Consider the following 23,107-nt stretch of genomic DNA (forward strand, 5'->3'; position numbering starts at 1 on the left):
CCGCCGTATACTTTTGCAAGTACGTTAGTGATTGCTGCAGTTAGTGTAGTTTTACCGTGGTCAACGTGGCCGATTGTACCAACGTTTACGTGCGGTTTTACGCGTTCAAACTTTTCTTTTGCCATGACGGAACCTATCAGTTTTGTGTATCTAAATTACATATGAAAATAATCCACCAAAGGTAGATTAAGTTAATCTTTTTCAAATAGTATTTTCTGACAGATAAAGGAAGTAATCAAGGAGATTCTTAGGACTGGTGCTGATAGGCAGAGTCGAACTGCCGACCTCACCCTTACCAAGGGTGCGCTCTACCAACTGAGCTATATCAGCAACACAAGAACTGGAGCGGGCAGCGGGAATCGAACCCGCATCATCAGCTTGGAAGGCTGAGGTAATAGCCATTATACGATGCCCGCATAAAAATCTGTTCTTAAACTACCTCTAACCGTCAAGAATAAAGTGGTGGAGGGAGCTGGATTCGAACCAGCGAAGGCTGAGCCGTCAGATTTACAGTCTGATCCCTTTGGCCGCTCGGGAACCCCTCCACGATAATTCTCTACTAATTCACTTCCGGTAAAAGGAAAGTGGTGCCGACTAACCGAGTCGAACGGTTGACCTACTGATTACAAGTCAGTTGCTCTACCAGCTGAGCTAAGTCGGCACTGCTTTAGTACGGGGCGAGATATTAGAGTAAGGTTTATTGGGATGCAACTATAAAATTAAAAAAAGTGTAAATTTTTAGTTTAAATGCTCAATATTCACGCGAAAACACGTTTTTTGCACTTTTTTATGTTGTTTTGCTTAGCTGGTGCCAGTAATTTAACCCCTTCATTACGAGTAATGAATCAAAAATACTTCCCTCAAATTGCTGTTGTAAAAGCAAGCCATAGCCACCAGCAAAAATTATTTGTACTTTTTGCTCTGTTTTTTTATCCGTTAAGTGCAACTTAGCTTGCTCAATTGCTCCAATGGTTGCCACTAAAGCACCATTTTTTAAACCATTAGGCGTATTTTTACCCAGTTCATTGGTAAATGGAGTTTTACCATCATCAAAAACACGTTGAGTATTTTGTGTAAGTGATGAGGTCATTAAATCAAGCCCAGGTAAAATCCAGCCACCTAAATGCAACCCTTCACTACTAAGCACATCAATTGTTGTCGCAGTTCCCGCATCAACAACAATGCATGCTGTGTTTGGATATAACGTAAATCCAGCAATAAGCGCAAGCCACCTGTCTATGCCTAAGTTAGCTACATGCTCGTAAGCGCATACAAGATCTCCAAGCGTTTTGGTTACCTTGGCTTCAAAACAAATAATATTATTGCTAGCCGCTTGCGCGAGAATATCGTTTAGTAAATCACTGCGCCCTACACATGCATAAATCACTTCGGTTATTTGTAACCAAGGCAGGTTATTTATATCTGCCGGTTGTGCTTGCTCGTTATGCCACAACACAGCTTTTAATGATGTATTTCCTACGTCGATCAATAATCTCATAATTGCGCCTTTCTAAGGGAGACTTCCCCGCCGTAATAACTTTTTACTTCCCCGTCTTGGCGAATTCGTATTCCACCTTGTGCGTCAATACCTTCACATATTCCACGCCAACTTCGGTGCCCTGTGTTTAGTTCAACATATTCACCAGCAAACGCATTGAGCGAATTCCATTGCTCATACATAGCTTGCAAACCCGTTTGACGATACTGCGCTAAACGCTGCTCCAAATGATGAGTAAGAGAAGCCACAAGTTGGTTTTTATCAAGCTTTTGAGTATGTTGATTTAAGTCGGTCCACGCTTGATCTATATGTTGGCTAAAGCTGTCTGGCATTTGTAAGTTGATACCTATACCAATCACAAGCTGACAAGGACCTTGCGGCTGTCCGTCGAGCTCAACTAATACACCTGCAAGCTTTTGCTTATTTATATAAATATCGTTAGGCCATTTAAGCTCTACCTCAATTTGGTATAAAGCTTTAATTGCATCATAAACTGCAAGGCCTACTGCAATTGATACACCCATTGCAGCTTGAAGCCCGTCATCTAAACGCCAAAAGTAACTGTAATACAAATTAGCGCCGAATGGGGATTGCCAAACACGGCCGCGTCGGCCGCGCCCTGCTTGCTGCATTTCAGCAACAATAACAGTGCCAGACTCAAGCGCTGTTTTAGCCTGTATACGGCGCATAAGCTCACTGTTGGTCGAATCTATAATAGGGTGTACTTCTACATTGGCCGTATTATCACCTAGCGCTTTGTAGTGTTGATCAATTTGCGTTTTATTTAAAAGGCCCACCTGACTATTCAAACAATAGCCTTTGCCAGTCACTTTAAAAATATCCAAGCCCATTTCTTGTAACGTTTTAATATGTTTACTAACCGCAGCTCGGCTAATTCCTAGCTTTTCACCCAAGGCTTGCCCAGATACAAAGCCTCCTTGGTTGAGTGCATTTAAAATAGCGAGTTTGTTTCCATCAGGTGCTTTCATTGCTCAGGCTCCGCGTTAATATGACATTCGCTGCACGAATCTATCAAACGTACTTCGTGCTCAAGCATAATGTTGTAGCGCATATAAACCACTTGCTGAATGTGTTTAATCATTTTTATTAGGTCACTACCTTCACTATTTCCGTGATTAACAAGCACTAGCGCTTGTTGTTCATGCACTTCTACACCGGCCTCGCGGTGCCCTTTTAAACCACTTTTATCGATTAGCCAACCTGCTGCGACCTTGTGATGGCTTTGCCCATATTCGTAATGAGGTAAATCTGCAAACTGCTTTAATAGCTCAGCTAACTGCTGGTTAGTAATTATTGGGTTTTTAAAAAAGCTACCCGCATTGGCAAGTGTATATGGGTTAGGTAATTTGCTATTGCGCGTTTTTATAACCTGATCGAATACTGCTTGCGGGGTAATGCTTGAGAGCTGCTGCAGGGGGCCATAACTTAATACTGGTTGCCACTTTTTTGGAAGCGCTAAATGCACTTGCGTGATCACCGCTTTATTTTTAAGGGCATGTTTAAATATTGAGTCTCTGTAAGCAAATTCACATTGCTCGTTATTTAGTGAGTGCATAGTTTTAGTGGTTATATCAAAGTATTCTACCAACTCAATAAATTTAGCTATCTCAACGCCATAAGCACCAATATTTTGTACCGGCGATGCACCCACTGTGCCCGGTATAAGTGCTAGATTTTCAAGCCCTGGTATATTTTTCTCTAATAAATAACTGACTAGTTGATGCCAGTTTTCGCCTGCGGCAATAGTTATTAGTGTGTCGTTCTCACGATCAGTAATTTTAATCCCTTTTAAGGCTATTTTTATAACCGTACCCATGTAGTCATTTAAAAATACGGTATTACTGCCCTCGCCTAGCAAACAAAACGGTGTACTAAAACTTTGCGTTTTAAGTTGCTCAAGCTGAGTAATTTCAACAAAATTTTGGCATTGGCTGTTTAATGCGAATGTATGTAAGGAGTGTAATGAATGCGCCACAAAGCTCTCTAAAAATACCGGTAACTAATCGCAATAGTTTACCTCATCGTCGCAAATGTGGCACTAGATTGTAAAAATCACTCAACCCACCGTGCCAATCGTGATATAAAACCAGCACTTTTTTATTTGTGTTCAGAGTAATGATGAAAATTAAACCTCTTTTTTTAAGCCTCGCTATGGCGGGTATGTGTTCGCAAGCAATGGCTAATGCGATTGACCAAAACTCGTATGCTAACCTTGATGATGTTGTTACTACTCACTTAAACCTTGATTTAGATGTCGATTTTGCCGACAAGCAATTAGAAGGTTTTGTAGAGCATACTCTTCAGTGGAACAACAGCAAAAGTAGAACTCTCGTACTTGATACCCGCGACTTAGACATTGATAAAGTAATGTACAAAGATCAAAGCGGTAACTGGAAAAAAGCGACTTTTGATTTAGCTAAGCGAGATGACGTTAAAGGTTCAAAGCTTACTATTGTGTTTAAAAACCAAGCTGAAGTAGTTCGTATTTATTACAACAGTCGTCCAGAAGCTTCAGGCCTGCAATGGTTAACACCAGAGCAAACGGCAAGTAAAACGCATCCATTTATGTACAGCCAATCGCAAGCAATTCATGCACGTAGTTGGATCCCAGTGCAAGATACACCCGCAATGCGTGTAACTTACTCTGCACGAATTCATACACCAAAAGATATACGTGCTGTAATGAGTGCCGATAACAAAGATGCGCTTTATAAAGATGGCGACTACATTTTTGATATGCCACAAGCAATTTCACCTTACCTAATTGCTATTGGCGCAGGTAACTTAGAATTTAAAGCAATGTCGCATCAAACAGGCATATTTGCTGAACCGACAATTTTAGATGCCTCAGTTGCTGAATTTGACGACACCCAAGCCATGATCGATAAAACAAACGCGATGTACGGCGAATATGCATGGGGTCGCTACGACTTATTAATGCTACCACCAAGTTTTCCGTTTGGTGGCATGGAAAACCCACGCTTATCATTTATTACTCCAACGGTTGTTGCCGGTGATAAAAGCTTAGTTAACCTTATTGCTCATGAGCTTGCTCATTCTTGGTCAGGTAACTTAGTAACTAACGCAACGTGGGAAGATTTATGGTTAAACGAAGGTTTTACCTCGTACGTTGAAAACCGCATTATGGAAGAAGTATTTGGCCGTGACCGTGCGGTTATGGAACAAGCACTTGATTCAGCGTCTTTACGCGCACAACTTAAAACAATTGATGCACCAGATACACGCCTTAATTTAAAACTTAACGGCCGCGACCCAGACGATGCATTCAGCTCAGTGCCTTACACTAAAGGTCAATTATTTTTAATTTACCTAGAAAACAAATATGGTCGCGATAAGTTTGACCCGTTTGTAAAAGCGTACTTTAAAGAGTTTTCGTTTAAATCACTTACTACCGCGCAATTTGTTACTTACTTAAAAGCTAACTTAATTGAAAAGTATCCTGGTGTTGTAAGCATGGATAAAGTAAACGAATGGATTTTTGAACCTGGATTACCAAATGATGCGCCAAACCCTACTTCTGATGCATTTGATAAAGTAGATACTGCAACAGCAGCATGGCTAAAAGGCGACACAACTGCAGCTCAACTGCCAACAGCTGATTGGTCTGTGCATGAGTGGCTACACTTTTTAAATAACTTACCACGTGATTTAAGCCAAGAGCACATGGTAGAGCTTGACTCAGAATTTAACCTAACACAGTCAACTAATGCTGAACGTGCATTTGCTTGGTTTATGCTAGCAGTAGGAAATGGTTATCAACCAATTTACCCTGCACTTGATAAGCACTTATCAGGCATTGGCCGTCGTAAGTTAATTGTACCGTTATATAAATCCCTTATCACTAACGGTAAAAAAGAGTGGGCACAAAGCGTGTACTTAAAAGCACGCCCGGGTTACCACCCTCTTGCACAAGGTACTATTGACGCATTATTTGAATAAATAGCGTTAACTAGAAACTAAAAAGGGCCAAATTTGGCCCTTTTGTTTTGCTATTTTTCTACTTTGTCACTTTTTCTAAAAAAGCTTTACGCTCTGCAGTTGTGGCTTGTTGCCACCAAAAATCAAGCATTTGCGGCGCACTTGGCATGCCTTTACCTGTAATTGGTGCTATCGGCTTTATTGGCTGACTAGGACGAGAAGGTCCTGCAGGCATTGTATTTTGCATTACCGGTTTATTGCTTGCTAGCTGCGTGTTAGAAATAACACTTAAAGGCTTAGCAACAGCGCTACTTTTTGCTTTTAAACTAACTTGTGGTGCTTCTGCAAATACTTTTGCAGATACTGCATTTTCAGCACGATTAAACACTAAGGTATAATCTTTACCTGCTTCAACAGTTACACTTACCCAAAATGGTTCCGACTCCACAACTTCATGCGTGTCATAATCATCTTCATATAAATCGGTATATTTTAGCCTAAGCTGGTAAGTTCCTGGCGCAAGCTCTACATCATCAATACGGCTAAACAAAGAGCTTTCTAGCATTTTATCGCCCACTTGTAGTGGTACAATTTCTTCTGGAAAGTGAATGTTTTCAGCATTAGCCGAAAAACTAAGTAGTAATGCAACTGCACTACTTATTAAAATTGGTTTAAGCATATTAACTCCTTTATTTGATTTCAGTTTGACACTGCTTTGAAAGTTTGTCATTAGTGAGCTTAAAATTCATAACACTTAATTAGGAACACACTATGAGCCAAGAGACTATTTTTACCAAAATAATTAATCGTGAAATTCCGGCCGACATTGTCTACGAAGATGAAGACACCCTCGCATTTAAAGATATAAATCCACAAGCGCCATTTCATGTGTTAATTATCCCCAAAAAAGCAATTGCTACTATAAATGATATAAATCCTGAAAACTCACATTTAGTAGGCAATTTATACGTTGTTGCGGCAAAATTAGCTAAGCAGCACAATTTTGCTGAGGACGGATACCGCGTGGTCATGAACTGTAACGAACATGGTGGACAAACCGTTTATCACATACATTTACATATGCTTGGCGGTAAAGAAATGGGATGGCCACCTTACCAAAATGTAAAAAAAGTAAATTAATTAAAAATTTTTATCTAACTATTCTGCTCAACCAATTAGTTACAAATGTTATGATTTTTCATGGTTATAAAGAATAAACAGTTACTTATTTGCAACATTTTATGTTTAAATAATCGTAAAATCGTATTTGTTATTGAGTGCTTCAGCGACTTTCTAATACAAAAGGTGCGGAAGTCGTGATAAACTTAAACAGTCAGCTTTATAAAAGAGTATAAAAACATGAGCAGTTCAGCCTTTTTGTTATTAGATCAAGAGCCAATTAACACTATTGGTATTAACGTTTTAGAACCTTTGTTAAAAACGCAAGGCCTTGACGTAACCACGGGTACTAATATTTTAGATATACCTGAAGGGACTCGACTTTTGTTTATCGAAACATCTAGCAAGGATGCATGGGGAAAACTAAAAGAACAACTAGTAAACCTACGTATTAAATGCGATATCATATTATTTAATCTAGACGAGAACCCTGAGCTTGCTAATCGTGCATTGTTGAGCGGTATTCGTGGCGTATTTTACACAACAGATAACGCCGATGTATTAATGAAAGGTATTCGTTTACTACTTGAAGATCAGCTTTGGTACCGTCGCGATATTATGTGTAATGCATTAAATCGTATGCTGCAATTTAATAAAGATGCGCTGCATAAACTAACCGAAGGGGATATTGAGCCTGTTAAACTTACTAAGCGAGAAAAAGCAATAATCTCACTAATGAGTAAAGGTTCGAAGAATAAAGAAATCGCTGAAGATTTAAGTATCAGTCCACACACAGTTAAAACACATTTATATAGCGCATTTAGAAAAACTAAATGTCGTAACCGTATTGAGCTCCTATCTTGGGCACAACAAAATATCCCTGATGAAATTCGTTAATCATATATTTAGTTTAAAATTAAAAACAGACACTTAGGTGTCTGTTTTTGTATGTGTTACACACTTATTTAATACCAATTTGATTGCCTAAGTAATCTGTTTTGATAATTGGTATAAGTGTATACTTTTGATAATCTTAGTTTAAAACTACTTTGCTGGAATATTAATGCTCGACTCTTTCACTCTTTATTTTGCCAGCATCGCCATCATGGTTGTAATGACCTTACTTAACTTTTTAACATGGCGAACAAACAAACAAATATCGGGCACGCTGCTATGCATTTTCTATCCCATATTGCTATTAGGCTCTGTTATTGGTTTTACGCTTGTTGGTGATACACATAATTTAGTGATTATTAGCGCTGCTAGTAGCATGATGTTTGCCGCATCAATAGTGCATTGTTTATCGCTCAGTCAGTTTTTAAATTATCACGGTATTGGTTTTAAATTACTTTGCTCAGTAACTGCTTTTTGCACTGTAATGCTTGGCTATTACACCTTTTTTGACCCATCTTTACACGAAAGAGTGATTGCATCCGATATACAGCACATAGCAGAAGCCGGCTTTTTACTCTTTATATTTATTAAGTACGCGCGCAAACCCTACCCTAATGGCAGCATTGTATACATAACCATTTTAACGCTTGTTGCTTTGAGCTTTATTGGCCGCTCGTTATTTATGGATAACATTGAACAAAAAAATCTTTTAGTAAACGGCTGGTTTAGCTCTTTGCTATTTTTAAATGGCGTAATTGCACCCATGTTTTATGCTGCAGGTATGGCGTTATTATGTAATGAGCGCAGAGAGCAGCACCTCAATAAACTCGCCGATAAAGCACAAAAAGATTTAGAAATTCGCGGGCTCTTTTTATCAACAATAAGCCACGAAATTCGCACCCCACTAAACGGTATTTTAGGCAGTGCCCAACTTGTTATGAACCAAACAAGTGATACCCGCAATAAAGCCTATTGCGAGGCAATTATAAATTCTGCCGAATCACTTAACTTGTTGGTAGATAAGGTCCTTGATTACGCGAGCCTAGATCAGAGTGACGAAGCGCTTTACGAAGAAGATGTAGAATTTAAAACATGGCTTAATAATTTATGTTTATTACTAAGCCCAATGGCCGAGCAAAAGCAGCTAAAATTTGAGCTTATCTATAATATTCCTGAGCAAGCCTGTTATTACTGCGACCAACAAAAACTTAGACAAATAATTATTAATTTAGTCGGTAACGCTATTAAATTTACAGATCACGGAACCGTTAAAATTCAGGTTGATTTAGTATTAGAAAAACAACTTGAGCACACGATAAAAATTAGTGTCAAAGATTCAGGACCAGGTATAGAAAATGACGAGATAGCCTACTTAACAGAACCTTATGTACAAAGTAGCGCAGGAAAAGAAAAAGGCGGAACCGGCCTTGGTTTAGCTATTACTAGCCGCCTGCTTGAAAAGCTCAGTAGCCGACTCGAAATAGCCAGCCAGCTTGGTACTGGTAGTGTATTTAGCTTTACCGTTACTTTTACTTTAGGTGAATTAAGCCTTGTAGAGCAGCGCCATCAAACTAAAGATTACTTAACAGGTCTTGATGTATTACTGGTTGAAGATTTAGATTTAAATCAAAAAATTGCTATAGAATTTATGGCCGACGATGAACACAAAATTAAGCTCGCAAAAGATGGGAAAAGTGCCATAGAGCTCATGCAAGCTCACCACTTCGATGTTGTTTTGCTTGATATGAACCTACCTGATTTAACAGGCCAAGAAGTACTTAAACGTCTAAAACGCATTGATCATAAAAATCAACGAACGCCAGTACTCGCATTTACTGCAAGCCTTAGCCCTGACGAAGTAAAAGAGTATTTAGAATTAGGAATAAAAGACATTGTAGGCAAGCCTATTAAGCATGAAAAGCTTCGCCAAGCACTTAGTGACTCTCAATCTAATCAAACTGCGAGCATTGCAGTAGAGCTTATTGATACCTTGTATGACAAAACAGCGGCCGAAACACTCACCAGCTCATTTAGTGAAGATGAAGTGTCTTCAATTTATAATGAATTTGTGCTTTCAGCCCGCAACAAGCTAACTCGCTGTCAAAAGCTTATTGACCAACAACCAGAGCAATGCATTAAGCTTTTACATCGCCAAGCAAGTACCGCTCTGCAACTTGGTTTTAATCGCTATGGTATTGAGCTTAAAAAAATAGAGCGCCGTTTACTCGATAAAAAGCCACATAACGATATGCTTGATGAAGCGCTAGATCTGTGGCAACGCAGCTTAGAGCAATATTTAAAGTTTGTGCGAGGACAGTTAGAGTGAAATTAAAAAAGCGTTTAAGTTTTTTAAATTTTACTTTAGGTTAATCAAACCTCGCAACCTCTTCAAAGCTAAGCCCAGTAAAGCCATGGGCTTGCAAGGCACAAAATAGGTTTAAAGTAATATCTTTATCATTTACACGAGAGTCAAAAACGTAAGTGCCTTCAAATCGGTCTTCTGGCATTTTAAATATGCAGCTAAGCTTTGGTAGTTTTTCTTTTTTGAACACCGCTTTTTGTAATCCGATATTTAAACTTGGCAGCATAAAAGTACTCATCTCAACATTTAATATACCCTCTATTTTTCGAGTGACATTATAAAAGTACCAATTATCATCACCGACATGGAAAGGCAGTAACTCTCCCGAATCTTCAAAAATCTCTGCCAATTCATTTGCTACATGATCCCTTATAGCAAGACCCTGTAAATTTATTGCTGTCATATCACCTATCGGCGTCTCTTTTTCATTATTATAATGGGCACTAAAATTTATCAGTGTAGACTCTTTTGTAGAAGTATTAGGTTTCCATAACTCAGATTCACATAAAGTTTCATCATCAGGAAATATGACTCGATAATGATTCACGTCAGGTGTGATTTTATAAATGACTTTACTCATTAATATTGAAACGTCCTTTTTGGCATGAATTTTATTTTTAACCCCTTCCATATTTATCATCAAATCGCTCTATATCGCTTTCATCAAGTACAGCACCGGTTTGCACTTCAATAACAATTAACGGCTCTTTTTGATTATTAGCCAAGCTATGAATTTGCTTAGCCGCGATATAACACGATTGGTCATGCGTTAGCGTATACGCTTGCTCATCAATACATACATTTGCAATACCCGAAACCACCACCCAATGTTCAGCGCGATGCTGATGGCGCTGCGTCGAAAGCTTAGCACCGCTATTAACAGTAATTTTTTTAACTTTAAAGCCTGTGCCTTCAACCAAAGTACGGTAATTCCCCCATGGGCGAAAAACCACTTGATGATGATTAAGTTTATCGGCCTGTGTTGTAGCAATTTGCTTAAGCAACAAAGGCAAAGAATCTAGCTCATTTTGGTTTGCAATTAACGTGGCATCATGAGTATGAATAATTGCTAAATTGCTTACTCCAAGCGTGGCAAGAGTGTGTTCAGCCTCGTTAATAACTAAGTTATTAATACTTTTTTGAGCAATATAATTAGCGTTTAAACTATTACCGTTTTTGTCTTTTTTTGTAAGCGCATCAAGGGATGAAAAACTACCTACATCACTCCATTTTAAATCAACAGGCATAACAACTGCGTTATTACTGCGCTCTAAAATGGCGTAATCAATTGAATCGCTTGGGCAGTGTTCAAGCGCACTGTTGCTTGGGCGGGTAAACCCTAAATCTTTAGTAAATTGCGCCGCTGCAGCGACACTCGTTGCTATTTTTGGCGCAAACCGTTCGAGCTCTTTTAGATAGGCTGCAGGGGTAAATAAAAACATCCCGCTATTCCAGCTATAACCACCTTGAGCTAAATAGCGGTTCGCTGTATCTACGTCAGGCTTTTCTTTAAATTGTGCAACATCGTAACAACCCGTTCCAACAATAGCCGCGCCTTGTTTTATATAACCATAGCCAGTATGAGGCTCTGTAGGAGTAATCGAAAATGTCACTAGCTTTCCTTGCTCAGCAAGTTTTACTGCTTCAGGGAGCTTAGCCGTTAATACATCAAAGTTTTTAATATGATGATCGGCAGGCATCACTAATAGCGGGCCGGTAATCCCATTTTGCAGCGCATAGTGGGCGGCTAATGCGATGGCAGGCGCGGTATTTTTACCTTTAGGTTCGAGTAATAATGCAGTAGGAATTGAGCTTTCAGCCTGCTCGGCGGCAATAAATCGGTGCTGCTCGTTACACACTAAAATAGCATTATCAAACAACTCATTAGAAACACGCGCCAACGTACTTTGTAGCAATGACATGTTTTCATTTAGTAGTGGTAAAAATTGTTTAGGCATTGCTTGGCGAGAAAGCGGCCACAAGCGAGAGCCTATGCCACCTGCTAAAATTACAGGAGTGATTAAAGTGTTCATAATGTACATTAGCCGCCAACAAAAATATCAGCGACTATTTTAACACTTTATTGGCTCTGCGCTAAATTAACGTGTTTATATTAATGTAAAAGAGTCTGCATCTAAATAGGCAGGAAACGCTGCTTTAAACTCATCCAGTGGCGCTTTTTCAAGTGTTATAGTAACTAGTTGCTCAGTGTTATCTTGCGCTTTAGTTAACGCATCGCCTTTGAAGTCGTATACTGCGGTACCGCCATTGTGCGCCACACCATTACCGTCTTCCCCCACGCGATTAACACCTACTACGTAACACAGGTTTTCCATTGCACGCGCCATAAGTAACGTATCCCAAATATGGCGGCGTACAGCAGGCCAATTTGCTACGTTTATCATTACATCGTAGTCGTTATTATTACGTTGAAATACCGGAAAGCGCAGGTCATAGCATACTTGCGGTAATAGTTTAAAACCATTGATTTCAAAAACTTTGCGCGCTTGCCCTGCTACAACATAATCGCCCTCGCTGCCTAAGCGAAATAAATGGCGCTTATCGTAATAACTCACCTCACCATCGGGTTTTACCCAATAAAACCGATTCGCTTTTTTATCGCCTTGTGCAACAAGTACCGAACCCGCAATAACCGCATCATGTTTATGAGCCTGCGCCTTTAACCACGTCAGTACTTTACCGTTTTCAGGCTCTGCACAATCTAAATTAATGGCAAAGCCAGTCGAGAATGTTTCGGGCAATAAAATAAGATCGGGCTGATGCGTAATTGCTTCAAGCTGCTTATTAAACATGGCTAAATTAGCATCTTTATCAAGCCAATAAAGCGAGCTTTGCAATGCTGTAATGGTTAAAGTTGACATAATATTTGCGCAGCCTCTATGAGAGTGTTGTCGTTTTTAGCAAAGCATAAACGAATTACTTTGTCGGTTGGTGGATTTTGATAAAAAACACTTAACGGAATAGCCGCAACACCGGCTTGCTCAACTAACCAATGGCAAAATTCAACATCGTTTAAATCCGATACATCGCTGTAATCTAACAATAAAAAGTAAGTGCCTTGGCTAGGTAAAATTTTAAAACGGCTGTTACTTAAATGACTCGCTAATAAGTCGCGTTTTTGCTGATAAAACCCGCTTAGCTCATCTATATGCTCACCTTGCTGCTCGAGCATATCGGCAAGCGCATGCTGTGCGGGGGTAAAACTTGAAAACGTAACGTACTGATGAATTTTTCTAAATTCGACAGCTAAATCGGCAGGTGCAATACAGTACCCCATTTTCCAGCCCGTGCTGTGAAACGTTTTACCAAAACTCGATACAACAAAGCTTTTGGCAAATAATTCATCATCGCGTAATACGCTTAAATGCGGTTGTTCATCAAACGTAATGTGCTCATATACCTCATCGCTTATTACATACAAATTGTGAGTACCAACTAACTCTTTAAGCGCTTTTATATCTTGTGGCTGTAATATTTTACCGCTTGGGTTATGAGGCGTATTAATAATAATTGCACGGGTATTTTTAGTAATAGCTTGGCTTACTACTTGCCAATCAATAGTGTAATTTGGCGCACTTAAAGCAATGTGTACCGACTTTCCACCAGCGAGTTCAATTGCCGGTTGGTAAGAGTCATATGCAGGGTCAAATACAATCACTTCATCATTTGGGCGTACAATTGTTTGAATAGCCACAAACAATGCCTCTGTTGCACCCGAGGTAACAGTCACTTGATCAGCTGCGTTTATATCAGCTGCATATTTGCGCTTTGCTAAATCAGCAATTTGTTGCTGTAATCGTGGTACACCACTTGAAGGTGAATATTGATTAACGCCCTGCTGCACATAATAATTTAACTGCGTTTTTAAAAGATCAGGAGCATCAAACTCAGGAAAGCCTTGAGAGAGATTAATTGCCGAAAACTCATTAGCCAACCCGCTCATTTGGCTAAATATACTAACGCCTAAATTTGGTAATTTACTTTCAAACACGTGATGCCCTTAATGATGGTTTTGCGCTTAAAGCGATGCTATCATTGCTTAAAACAGAAGTATAGCCGTCTAAAAACAATTAACTTTACGCTCATTAGTGAGGAATGTATGCAAAACAATACCGCTATTTCACAACTTATTGAAGCCGGAAAATGGGTTAGCCAAAAAGGCTGGGTACCCGCAACAGGCGGAAACTTTTCAGCTCGTACTAGCACTGGCTTTGTTGTTACAGCTAGTGGGCACGATAAAGGCTCACTGACGCAAGAGCATTTTTTGCAATTAGATCATCAAGGCGAGCGCCTAGCAGGAGCTGTAAAACCATCGGCAGAAACACAATTACATCTAAGTTTGTATCAGCTTATACCTGATGCGCAGTGTGTTTTGCATACTCACTCTGTAGCCGCTACCGTACTGTCGCAAATTACCCAAGGGCATCAGCTTGATTTAACAGGCTATGAAATGCAAAAAGCACTGAGCGGCTTTACTTCGCATTTAGAAACGCTGAGCATTCCTATTTTCGATAACGATCAAGATATTGACCGATTAAGCCTACTGGTCAGTGACCATCATTTACACACGCCTATAGAGCATGGCGTACTGATACGTGGTCATGGTTTATATGCAGTAGGACGTAATATTGATGAAGTTCGTCGCCACCTAGAAGCCTTAGAGTTTTTATTTCGCTGCGAACTAGAGCGCCTAAAAATAATAGGTATTCAAGCGGGAGTAACTAAATGATTAAAGCCATTTTAACCGACATCGAAGGCACAATAACCCGTATCTCGTTTGTTAAAGAGGTGTTGTTTCCTTACGCAGCAAAACAGTTACCTACCTTTGTACGTGCCAATGCTAATAAGCCAGATGTAGCTGAGCAAATTAGTGCCGTAAAAGCCCTTATCGAAAAACCAAACGCCGATATTGAAGAGGTCATTAGCACTTTACTTACCTGGATTGATGAAGATAAAAAAATCACTCCACTTAAGCAGTTACAAGGCTTAATTTGGCAAACAGGGTATGAACACGGTGATTTTAAGGGTCATTTATACCCAGATGCATTTGATTTTTTACAAGCTCAGTACAACAACGATATAGCTTTATATGTGTACTCGTCAGGGTCAGTAAAAGCGCAGCAGCTACTTTTTAAATACAGTGATTATGGTGACATTCGCAGCTTGTTTACTGACTTTTTTGACACCAAAGTTGGCGCAAAACAAGAGCAAATAGCCTATAACACCATTGTTGAGCTGTTACCGTTTAAAGCAGCAGAAATACTCTTTTTAAGTGATGTAGCCGGCGAGCTTGATGCCGCGCAAGCTGCAGGCTTAAAAACACTACATTTAATTCGTGATGGGCAAGCAAGCACTAAAGCACACCCTTATATTAATGACTTTAGCCAATTTAAATTGGAGCAATTAGTATGAGTCAATTAACAATATATGCTGACAACGATGCAAGCAAAGCACTTGTAAGCACATCAAATGCTGATGATATTACAAAGCAACTAGCTAAAGTAAACGTACGTTTTGAACAATGGCAAGCAAATGCAAATATTAATGAGCACACCACCCACGAGCAAATTATTAGTGCGTACAAAAACGATATAGATCGGTTAAAAACCGAAAATGGCTATCAAACAGTAGACGTTATATCTCTAGCTAAAGGTAGTCTTGGCGCATCAGAGCTGCGCAAAAAGTTTTTATTTGAACATACTCATAGTGAAGACGAAGTGCGTTTTTTTGTAAAAGGCCAAGGGCTATTTTGCCTGCATTTAGGCAATAAGGTTTACCAGGTACTTTGCCAACAAGGCGATTTAATTTCAGTGCCTGAACTTACCCCGCATTGGTTTGATATGGGAAGCGATCCTGAGTTTACCGCCATTCGCTTATTTAACAATAAAGAGGGCTGGGTAGCAAAAAGCACTGACTCGTCTATTGCAGAGCAATTTCCGCTATTATCGTAAGTTATTCATTCAAAACCTTGGTCCACACTAATAAACATAACGTGGACCAAAAATATTGCGAAGTTACTTAAGCTTTATGAGATCGCCATTTTCTACCTGACTTTGGTTATACACACCTGTATCTAACACCCACCCTGTGACCAGTTTTGCCGGCGTTATATCAAATGCAGGGTTATATACATTAGCATTGGTGGGTGCCCATAAAGCCTCACCAAAGCTACCGCTAACTCCGCGCACTTCTTGAGGATTACGTTGCTCTATTTCTATATCATTACCACACGCGGTGTTGGTATCAAGCGTGGTAATAGGCGCAACTACATAAAATGGAATGTTATGAAAATACGCAAGTACGGCTAAATTATAGGTGCCCACTTTATTAGCAAAATCACCATTGGCAGCAATACGATCAGCGCCTACTACTATTTTATCCACCTTACCTGCAGCCATTAAACTTGCCGCCATATTATCGCAAATTAATGTGTACGGTATTTCCCAGCGCTCAAGCTCAAAGGCCGTTAAGCGGCCGCCTTGTAATAATGGTCGTGTTTCATCAACCCACACATGTACGTTGCCATGTTTTTGCTGCGCTTTGTAAATAACACCCAGTGCAGTACCAATACCAGCGGTTGCAAGCGCCCCTGTATTACAATGAGTTAATATGTTGTCGCCACTATTTATAAGCTCGGCACCACGATTTGCCATTCGTTCACACAGCTCAATATCTTCAATAAACAACCGCTCAGCAGTACTAACAATACCGGCAACATAATCGCTTTGCGTTAAAGCTTTTCGCAATGCCGCCATACAATGCATTAAATTAACCGCCGTTGGACGAGTGGCTTCTAGTTCATTGATTGCTTTTTCAAGCTCACTTTTCACTACCCCTTGCTCAGCTAAATACGCCACTAACAAGCTCGCGCCTAAACCAATAAGTGGGGCTCCACGCACTTTTAAGTTAATGATCAGCTCTTTCATGGTTTCTACATCATGGCACTGATGCCATACCTGCTGGTGAGGTAGTAAATATTGGTCGAGCACACTAAGCGACCCGTTTTCATATTTTAAACTGCTTGCGATTAAGTTTTGCATAATGCTTAAGGTATTAAAAATGCGTAACGTTATTTTACACCACTTTGAATAACTCTCAAGTTAGACTTGTAGACATCTAAACATTTAAAAGTATAGAATGCTTAAAAGCTGATTTTTGAGATTTAAACCATGACTAACTATGTTGCTTTTAATGCACAGCGCGCTATCGATTACGTATCGACATTAATTGAATCTAAACAATGTAATTTTTTTGATTCCGGACAAACCTTATCGGCATATGAGTTTGGTGATGGCAATCTTAATTTAGTATTTAGAATTACTGATGAGCAAAACAATAGTGTTATTTTAAAGCAAGCTCTGCCTTACGCGCGTTGCGTGGGTGAGTCGTGGCCATTAACGCTTGATAGAGCCCGTATAGAAGCACAAGTTTTACTTAACCATGGTGCTATTTGCCCTACTTATACTGCTAATGTTTTACATTATAGTGAAATGCAAGCGCTGACTATTTTAGAAGATTTAGGTAATTTACAAATATTGCGTACTGCACAAAATAATGCAGAGCAATTCCCTAAATTAGCGCAGCACGTAGCGACCTACTTAAGCCACACCGGCTTTTATAATTCAGATTTTTACTTAACCGCGCAAACTAAAAAAGCACTCGTTAGCCAATTTACTAATCCTGAGCTTTGCCAAATCACTGAAGACTTATTTTTTAGCGATCCGTACATTGAGCACGAACGCAATAACTACCCAAAGCAACTACAAAACGAAGTTGACGCAATACAAAAAAACAACGCATTGAAGTTAGAAATAGCAAAACTAAAAGCTAATTTTTTATCTAACCCGCAAACATTACTTCATGGTGATATGCACAGCGGTAGCATTTTTGTTGATTGTAATAATACAAAGATGATTGACCCAGAGTTTGGCTTTTTTGGGCCTATTGGGTTCGATATTGGCTCTTTTATTGGTAATTTGCTATTGAATTACTGCGCACAAGCAGGGCATATTGATGACTTTGTAGCACGTCGTAATTACCAAACACATTTACTTAGCTGTATCGTAGACACCTATAGTTTATTTGAGCAGCAATGGCTTGAATTAATACGCACTAAAACAACAGATGAATCACTAGCGCCAGTAAGCTATGCGCAATACTTTATGAAAAACGTATTGCAAGATGCTGTTGGTTACTGTGGTGCTGAGTTAATTAGGCGCACTATTGGGCTTGCGCACGTAAGCGATATAGATAGTATTAGTGATGACAATGCGCGCCTTACAGTGCAAAAACAAACATTAGCACTAGGCGAGCAACTTATTTTAAATGCACAAACATGCAACAACAAAGAAGCATTCTTTAGTTTATTAATAAGCCAATTAAACTAACAAGCATTAAAAAAGGCGCTATAAGCGCCTTCTAGTTAGTTAAAGCTTACTTGTAGTTTTCATAAATTTTATCAAGCGGCTCTGAAAGCCCACTTTCTTGCACTATACGTACATGCTTACGAGCCAACTCACGTGCACTTGTTACACCGCATGAGTGAGCAATTAAACCGGCTCCGTAATGAATATATTTATTATAGTTAGCTACTCGTTGCGCTTTATCAGCTACATTTAAGCCGCGTTGCAAACGCTCGTTATGCGTAGTGATCCCGGTTGGACAGGTATCTTTATTACATTGCATTGCCTGAATACAGCCCAGTGCAAACATATGACCACGAGCCGATACAACAAAATCAGCACCGAGCGCCAATGCCCATGCAACCTTTGAAGGAACGATTAATTTACCCGATGCAATAATTTTCACGCGATCTCGAAGCCCGTGCTTTTCAAGCATATTAACTACAAGCGGCAAGCTTTCGCGAAGAGGTAAACCCACCGAATCCATAAGCGGCTGCGGTGCAGCCCCCGTACCACCATCAGCACTATCAATTGTTATAAAATCGGGTGCCGACTCAATGCCACGATGATTAATTTCTGCAAATAACGTTTCTAACCAGGTGTAATCACCAATAACGGCTTTAAAGCCTGTTGGTTTTCCTGTGGTATTACGCACAGTGGCAATCATATCGAGAATATCGGCTGGGTTTTTTATTTCAGGGTGTCCATTTGGGCTAATCGAATCTTGCCCTTCTGGAATACCCCTAATTTTAGCTATTTCGGCGTTAACTTTGCGCCCTGGTAACATACCGCCTTTACCTGGTTTTGCACCTTGGCTCATTTTTAGCTCGAACATTTTGACTTGTTCGTGAGCTGCTATTTCTTTAAGTTTTTCGGTGCTTAAGTTTCCATGCTCGTCTCGGGCACCATATTTAGCTGTACCAATTTGAAATACCAAATCGGCGCCACCTTCAAGGTGGTAAGGGCTTAAGCCCCCTTCACCTGTGTTCATCCAGCAACCCGCTAATTTAGCACCTTTTGATAAAGCGCGCACAGCAGGCTTTGAAAGCGCACCAAAGCTCATGCCCGACACATTAAATAACGAATTAGTGGTGTAAGGTGTTTTACAATACGGACCTAAAGTAACATTACTCGGGTCGAGTGCTTCTTCATCTAAAGTAGGAAAAGCACAGTTCATAAACATAACCGTACCCGTCACTTCTAAGCTTTGTGTTGAACCAAATGCAGCGGTGCGATCGACATCTTTTGCTGCGCGGTAAACCCAACTGCGCTCAGCGCGGTTAAATGGCATTTCTTCTCGATCGAGAGCAAAAAAGTATTGTCTGAAAAATTCACCTTGGCGTTCAAAAAAATATCGAAAGCGGCCAATTACTGGGTAGTTACGCCTAATAGCATGTTTTGTTTGTGTTATATCGCGAAAGTAAAAAATAATAACAGTAAGCACAATTAACCCAAGTGCGATAATAAAAATACTCGCAAATACGTCAATACTAAACATAATGAAATTGCTCATCTAAGGCCCCTTGATGGCTATATTTTTAGATAATACCTATTGCGTAGTATGTGAATATTTTGACGATTGGAGTCGCTAAAATAAACTACATTACTAGGTCTGTGGTATAAAAAAGGTGTTGCGGTCAAAATGACACAACACCTTTGTTTGTTCAAGGTTTATAAGCCCTACAAAGCTAATTTTGCAGCTTAGTTAACTCATTTTTTATATATAAACGTACCTGTGTTTCTAATACTGACAAGGGCACTGAACCATGGCGAAGAACCTGATGGTGAAATTCGCGAATATCAAAATTTGGTCCAAGCGCTTGCTCTGCTTCAACACGTAAACGTTTAATAGTTAACTCACCAATTTTGTATGACAGTGCCTGAGCTGGCCAAGATATATAACGGTCAGTTTCTGTTTTAACATTATGCAGCGAAAGCGCGGTGTTCTCGCTCATAAAGTTCATAGCTCGCTCGCGGCTCCAGCCATACATGTGCATCCCTGTATCAACAACCAAACGTGCTGCTCGCCACATTTCATAAGTTAAGCGACCAAAACGGCTATATGGGTCTTGATAAAAGCCTGCCTCTAAACCTAAATATTCAGAGTAAAGCCCCCAACCTTCGCCAAATGCCGAAAGGTAAGCATCACGACGATAGCTCGGCAAATTTTCAAGCTCTGCATTAAGTGATATTTGTAAATGATGACCTGGCACTGCTTCGTGCAACGTTAATGCTTCTAAAACATACAGAGGGCGCTTATCTAAAGCGTAAGTATTTACCCAGTAGTATCCAGCTTCATCATCTCGATTAGAGCCAGAATACCGACCTGTTGTGTATTTAGGGGCAATACTTGCGGGTACCGGTGCCACGCCATAAGGTTTACGCGGTAAGGTATGAAATAACTTAGGCAGCTGTGCATCCATTTTTTTAGCAATGTAAGATGCTTCTTTTAAAAGTTGCTCAGGTGTTGTTGCGTAAAACTGTGGGTCGGTACGTAAAAAGTGAATAAACTCAGCAAATGAGCCTTTAAAACCAACTTCTTTTATTACAGCTTCCATTTCACCTCGAATGCGAGCAACTTCTTTTAAGCCTAGCTCGTGGATCTCTTTTGGTGTCATGTCGGTAGTAGTGTAATGCTTAGCACGGTTTTTATAAAAAGCTTTGCCATTAGGGGTTTCTGAAATACCAATACTTGTGCGGGCGCCCGGTTGGTATTGCTCAGTAAAAAACGTTAAGTAGCTTTTATATGCTGGTATTACTTTATTTTTTAAAACAACTTTAGCTCGCTGTTGAAGTGCATAAAAGTCACTCTCACTTAAACTGGCAGTGTTAGCTAAAAACGGTTTATAAAATTCTGATTGAGTTACATCATCAACAATATAAGTACTTATGGAGTCTTCGTATCCTTCTAACACTGCTTTTGGTTGGGTGAGACCTGTTTCGAGCCCTTTTTTCATCCAATATATATTTTGCCCAAAAAAGCGGGGGATTTGTGCTAAACGTGCAAGGTATGTCTCTAAATCTTGCTCTTTTTTATATTGAGAACTGTTAACGATGTACGACAGACCGGAGTGAAAACCATACTCAGATGTAAGCGGCATGTAATGCGCATTAAACACATATTCGTCAACGCTATTTTGCACCTGAGCACGAATAATACTTAAGTTAATTTGATTTTCGTCACTAAGCTTAGTTGCATCTACGGCATCTAAGTCTGCTAATAATTGAGTATTACTTTTGTACTGCTTTGCTAAAAATTCTAGCGATAAATTGGCAAGTAAATAGCCATCAACCCCTTTTGAACTGCTATAAGGATTTATACTTTCTCTATATTGAACAATAGATTGTGCTACTTGAGTAAACTGCTCATCCGCATTGGGTGTGGTTATTTGACATGCACTTAACGAACATAAAGCAGTTATGCCAAGAAGCGTTTGGCGAAGCGTTTTTGGTAAAAAAAGATTCATTATTATTTAACTTGATGATGCAATAGATTGCATAAAACTATCGTAGGCTAAAGAAATAGCAAGTAAATGAGACAAACTAGCATATTGAAATAATGCTACATACGTTAACAGAAGTAAAAACCAGCCGAATTGATGAGAAAAACAGCGATTGGGCTGCTAAAGTAAAATTTAAGTTCCCTAACTATCGTTTTTGCTTTTAAATAGCGCGGATAATGATTACTGTATAAAAAAATAATAAAAAGCTCGGACGCATAACCGCCTCATGGAATGAGATATTTTAAAATTTGCACTTATGCGTACTTAGTTGGTATTTAAAATGATGTTCCATGATTCCATGGCTATTGCACAAGAGAAGATGACTAAAGTGTGTGTGTTTTTAGAGCGCTATGCACTTTCTCCTACGCCGCTCAATTATCAAGTTGTTTATACCTATACTAGCCAAACTAACCTTGAGCTGAACAAAGCCTTAGACCGCGCTATTGCGGTTGAAGATAATATAGACAGTGTTTTAATTGAACAGCTCCATGCTGAATTTTTAAATACCGGTCACACAGAGCAAGTCAACATGATTCAAAATGTTGATGGTGTTATAAGTTCACTTTCTCAAAACTCTCAAGCTACTGAAAAACAGATAATTCGCTTTGCGGGTCAGGTGAGCGAATGCGTACATTCACTAGATGAGAACAACATAGAACAAAGCCGTCAAGCGCTTGAAGTACTTCATAATCAAACCGCCGAATTACTAAATCAACACAAGCAATTTAAGCAAGAACTAAGTAAAGCCAAACAACTACACGAAAAAACAAAAAAGCAGCTAAATCAACTTCGTAAACAACATATTATTGATAGCCAAACAGGGCTTTATAAACGCCATTATTTAACGCAACAAACTCAAGTATGGACTAATCAAAAAAAGTCTATTTGCGCCATTGCGATTCAAATAGATAACCTTGATCACTTTACTGAAAATTACGGTGATATAATTGGTGAAGTTATTTTGAATAAAGTAGCTAAACAAGTCCAAAAATATGTTTTTCAAAGTGGCTTGCCTGGCCGCACAGCTAAAGATCAATTTACTGTTTTACTCGCCGATATAGACCCAGAAACAGCCAATGTTATAGCTGAAAAAGTCCGAAATGGAGTCGAAAAGCTTCGCTTTGTTAGTTCAAAAACAGGGATTAAGTTACCTAGTATTGGCTTATCTCTAGGAATTGCTCAACATCTACAAGAAGATGATTTTAACCAGTTAGCTAAAAAAGCGTCTCATGCGGCTTTTAAAGCGCGGTCATTAGGGCAAAGTAGCTACACTGCAGGGCAATAAATTACCTGATAAATCATATTCAAATTGCACCTACTGCGTACAATAAAGTACACTAACCTCTAT

At 39.5% G+C, this 23,107-nt stretch carries 21 protein-coding genes and 4 tRNA genes; 9 read left to right on the forward strand and 16 right to left on the reverse strand.

The features are described 5' to 3' along the window. The 8 genes from H5116_RS14165 to murB all read right to left on the reverse strand — a co-directional run. The coding region (locus H5116_RS14165; protein WP_033023824.1) for a GTP-binding protein at window positions 1-125 on the reverse strand (125 nt) is incomplete at its 3' end. A gap of 129 nt (window positions 126-254) precedes the next feature. After that, window positions 255-330: transfer RNA gene (locus tag H5116_RS14170), tRNA-Thr, on the reverse strand. An 11-nt stretch (window positions 331-341) separates the two neighbouring features. Continuing rightward, window positions 342-416 (reverse strand) — tRNA-Gly (locus tag H5116_RS14175). A gap of 44 nt (window positions 417-460) precedes the next feature. Further along, window positions 461-545, reverse strand: a tRNA-Tyr gene (locus H5116_RS14180). Between the two features lie 40 nt (window positions 546-585). Next, window positions 586-661: transfer RNA gene (locus H5116_RS14185), tRNA-Thr, on the reverse strand. A gap of 126 nt (window positions 662-787) precedes the next feature. Then, entirely contained in the window at window positions 788-1,498 is a 711-nt protein-coding gene (locus H5116_RS14190) for a type III pantothenate kinase (RefSeq protein ID WP_182716469.1), read from the reverse strand. Next, window positions 1,495-2,487 carry a bifunctional biotin--[acetyl-CoA-carboxylase] ligase/biotin operon repressor BirA gene (gene birA / locus H5116_RS14195; protein WP_182716470.1) on the reverse strand — a complete coding sequence of 331 codons (993 nt, stop codon included), beginning with the start codon at window positions 2,485-2,487 and terminating at the stop codon, window positions 1,495-1,497. Before birA ends, H5116_RS14190 begins: the two co-directional genes overlap by 4 nt. After that, a complete protein-coding gene (murB, locus tag H5116_RS14200; protein ID WP_024599731.1) occupies window positions 2,484-3,494 on the reverse strand; it encodes a UDP-N-acetylmuramate dehydrogenase in 1,011 nt (336 codons plus the stop codon). Before murB ends, birA begins: the two co-directional genes overlap by 4 nt. A gap of 143 nt (window positions 3,495-3,637) precedes the next feature. On the opposite strand from murB, the gene H5116_RS14205 reads away from it, so the two are divergent. After that, window positions 3,638-5,479 carry a M1 family metallopeptidase gene (locus H5116_RS14205; protein WP_182675545.1) on the forward strand — a complete coding sequence of 614 codons (1,842 nt, stop codon included), beginning with the start codon at window positions 3,638-3,640 and terminating at the stop codon, window positions 5,477-5,479. 58 nt (window positions 5,480-5,537) lie between these two features. On the opposite strand, the gene H5116_RS14210 is transcribed toward H5116_RS14205, so the two are convergent. Next, window positions 5,538-6,137: a DUF2057 domain-containing protein gene (locus tag H5116_RS14210; protein ID WP_004334921.1), complete on the reverse strand. Its 600-nt coding sequence runs from the start codon at window positions 6,135-6,137 to the stop codon at window positions 5,538-5,540. Window positions 6,138-6,229: 92 nt separating this feature from the next. Here H5116_RS14210 and H5116_RS14215 point away from each other — a divergent pair, with 92 nt between their 5' ends. The 3 genes from H5116_RS14215 (at window position 6,230) to H5116_RS14225 (ending at window position 9,797) form a co-directional block, all read left to right on the forward strand. After that, on the forward strand, window positions 6,230-6,598 hold the full coding sequence (locus H5116_RS14215; RefSeq protein ID WP_004334923.1) for a histidine triad nucleotide-binding protein: 369 nt from the start codon (window positions 6,230-6,232) through the stop codon (window positions 6,596-6,598). A 219-nt stretch (window positions 6,599-6,817) separates the two neighbouring features. Further along, complete coding sequence (locus H5116_RS14220; RefSeq protein WP_004334929.1) at window positions 6,818-7,474, forward strand: response regulator transcription factor; 657 nt, start codon at window positions 6,818-6,820, stop codon at window positions 7,472-7,474. Between the two features lie 166 nt (window positions 7,475-7,640). Next, window positions 7,641-9,797, forward strand: coding sequence for a response regulator (locus H5116_RS14225; RefSeq protein WP_154903838.1), 2,157 nt, complete (start codon window positions 7,641-7,643; stop codon window positions 9,795-9,797). A gap of 40 nt (window positions 9,798-9,837) precedes the next feature. Here H5116_RS14225 and H5116_RS14230 read toward each other — a convergent pair whose 3' ends face one another. The 4 genes from H5116_RS14230 to H5116_RS14245 all read right to left on the reverse strand — a co-directional run bounded on the left by H5116_RS14230 (window position 9,838) and on the right by H5116_RS14245 (window position 13,845). Then, window positions 9,838-10,473: a hypothetical protein gene (locus tag H5116_RS14230; RefSeq protein WP_259395907.1), complete on the reverse strand. Its 636-nt coding sequence runs from the start codon at window positions 10,471-10,473 to the stop codon at window positions 9,838-9,840. Continuing rightward, window positions 10,451-11,866, reverse strand: a complete 1,416-nt coding sequence (locus H5116_RS14235; RefSeq protein ID WP_182716471.1) for a mannose-1-phosphate guanylyltransferase/mannose-6-phosphate isomerase — start codon at window positions 11,864-11,866, stop codon at window positions 10,451-10,453. Before H5116_RS14235 ends, H5116_RS14230 begins: the two co-directional genes overlap by 23 nt. Window positions 11,867-11,941: 75 nt before the next feature. After that, window positions 11,942-12,715, reverse strand: a complete 774-nt coding sequence (locus H5116_RS14240) for an amidohydrolase (protein ID WP_182716472.1) — start codon at window positions 12,713-12,715, stop codon at window positions 11,942-11,944. Further along, window positions 12,703-13,845: a methionine aminotransferase gene (locus tag H5116_RS14245; protein ID WP_182672410.1), complete on the reverse strand. Its 1,143-nt coding sequence runs from the start codon at window positions 13,843-13,845 to the stop codon at window positions 12,703-12,705. Before H5116_RS14245 ends, H5116_RS14240 begins: the two co-directional genes overlap by 13 nt. Window positions 13,846-13,953: 108 nt before the next feature. Here H5116_RS14245 and H5116_RS14250 point away from each other — a divergent pair, with 108 nt between their 5' ends. From H5116_RS14250 to H5116_RS14260, 3 genes are read left to right on the forward strand one after another with little or no spacing between them, the layout of a single operon-like run. Beyond that, the gene (locus H5116_RS14250) at window positions 13,954-14,583 is read left to right on the forward strand and encodes a methylthioribulose 1-phosphate dehydratase (RefSeq protein WP_024597067.1); all 630 of its coding nucleotides are present in this window, start codon (window positions 13,954-13,956) and stop codon (window positions 14,581-14,583) included. After that, on the forward strand, window positions 14,580-15,266 hold the full coding sequence (gene mtnC, locus H5116_RS14255; protein ID WP_182694156.1) for an acireductone synthase: 687 nt from the start codon (window positions 14,580-14,582) through the stop codon (window positions 15,264-15,266). Before H5116_RS14250 ends, mtnC begins: the two co-directional genes overlap by 4 nt. Beyond that, the gene (locus H5116_RS14260; protein ID WP_182716473.1) at window positions 15,263-15,805 is read left to right on the forward strand and encodes an acireductone dioxygenase; all 543 of its coding nucleotides are present in this window, start codon (window positions 15,263-15,265) and stop codon (window positions 15,803-15,805) included. The genes mtnC and H5116_RS14260 overlap by 4 nt, the downstream gene beginning before the upstream one ends. Window positions 15,806-15,868: 63 nt before the next feature. Here the strand turns inward: H5116_RS14260 and mtnA are convergent, their stop codons facing one another. Further along, a complete protein-coding gene (gene mtnA / locus H5116_RS14265; RefSeq protein WP_182716474.1) occupies window positions 15,869-16,894 on the reverse strand; it encodes an S-methyl-5-thioribose-1-phosphate isomerase in 1,026 nt (341 codons plus the stop codon). 129 nt (window positions 16,895-17,023) lie between these two features. On the opposite strand from mtnA, the gene mtnK reads away from it, so the two are divergent. Then, window positions 17,024-18,241 (forward strand): S-methyl-5-thioribose kinase, encoded by a 1,218-nt coding sequence (gene mtnK / locus H5116_RS14270; protein WP_182716475.1) that lies wholly within the window; start codon window positions 17,024-17,026, stop codon window positions 18,239-18,241. Between the two features lie 46 nt (window positions 18,242-18,287). Here mtnK and H5116_RS14275 read toward each other — a convergent pair whose 3' ends face one another. Together H5116_RS14275 and H5116_RS14280 are read right to left on the reverse strand one after the other, a co-directional pair. Beyond that, window positions 18,288-19,769 (reverse strand): FMN-binding glutamate synthase family protein, encoded by a 1,482-nt coding sequence (locus H5116_RS14275; RefSeq protein ID WP_024597071.1) that lies wholly within the window; start codon window positions 19,767-19,769, stop codon window positions 18,288-18,290. Window positions 19,770-19,944: 175 nt separating this feature from the next. Next, entirely contained in the window at window positions 19,945-21,723 is a 1,779-nt protein-coding gene (locus H5116_RS14280; RefSeq protein ID WP_182716476.1) for a DUF885 family protein, read from the reverse strand. A gap of 334 nt (window positions 21,724-22,057) precedes the next feature. Here H5116_RS14280 and H5116_RS14285 point away from each other — a divergent pair, with 334 nt between their 5' ends. After that, window positions 22,058-23,044, forward strand: a complete 987-nt coding sequence (locus tag H5116_RS14285) for a GGDEF domain-containing protein (RefSeq protein ID WP_004334947.1) — start codon at window positions 22,058-22,060, stop codon at window positions 23,042-23,044. Window positions 23,045-23,107 lie beyond the last annotated feature (63 nt).

The organism is Pseudoalteromonas sp. SG45-2 (genome assembly GCF_014164115.1).
GTDB classification, from domain to species: Bacteria; Pseudomonadota; Gammaproteobacteria; order Enterobacterales; family Alteromonadaceae; genus Pseudoalteromonas; species Pseudoalteromonas distincta.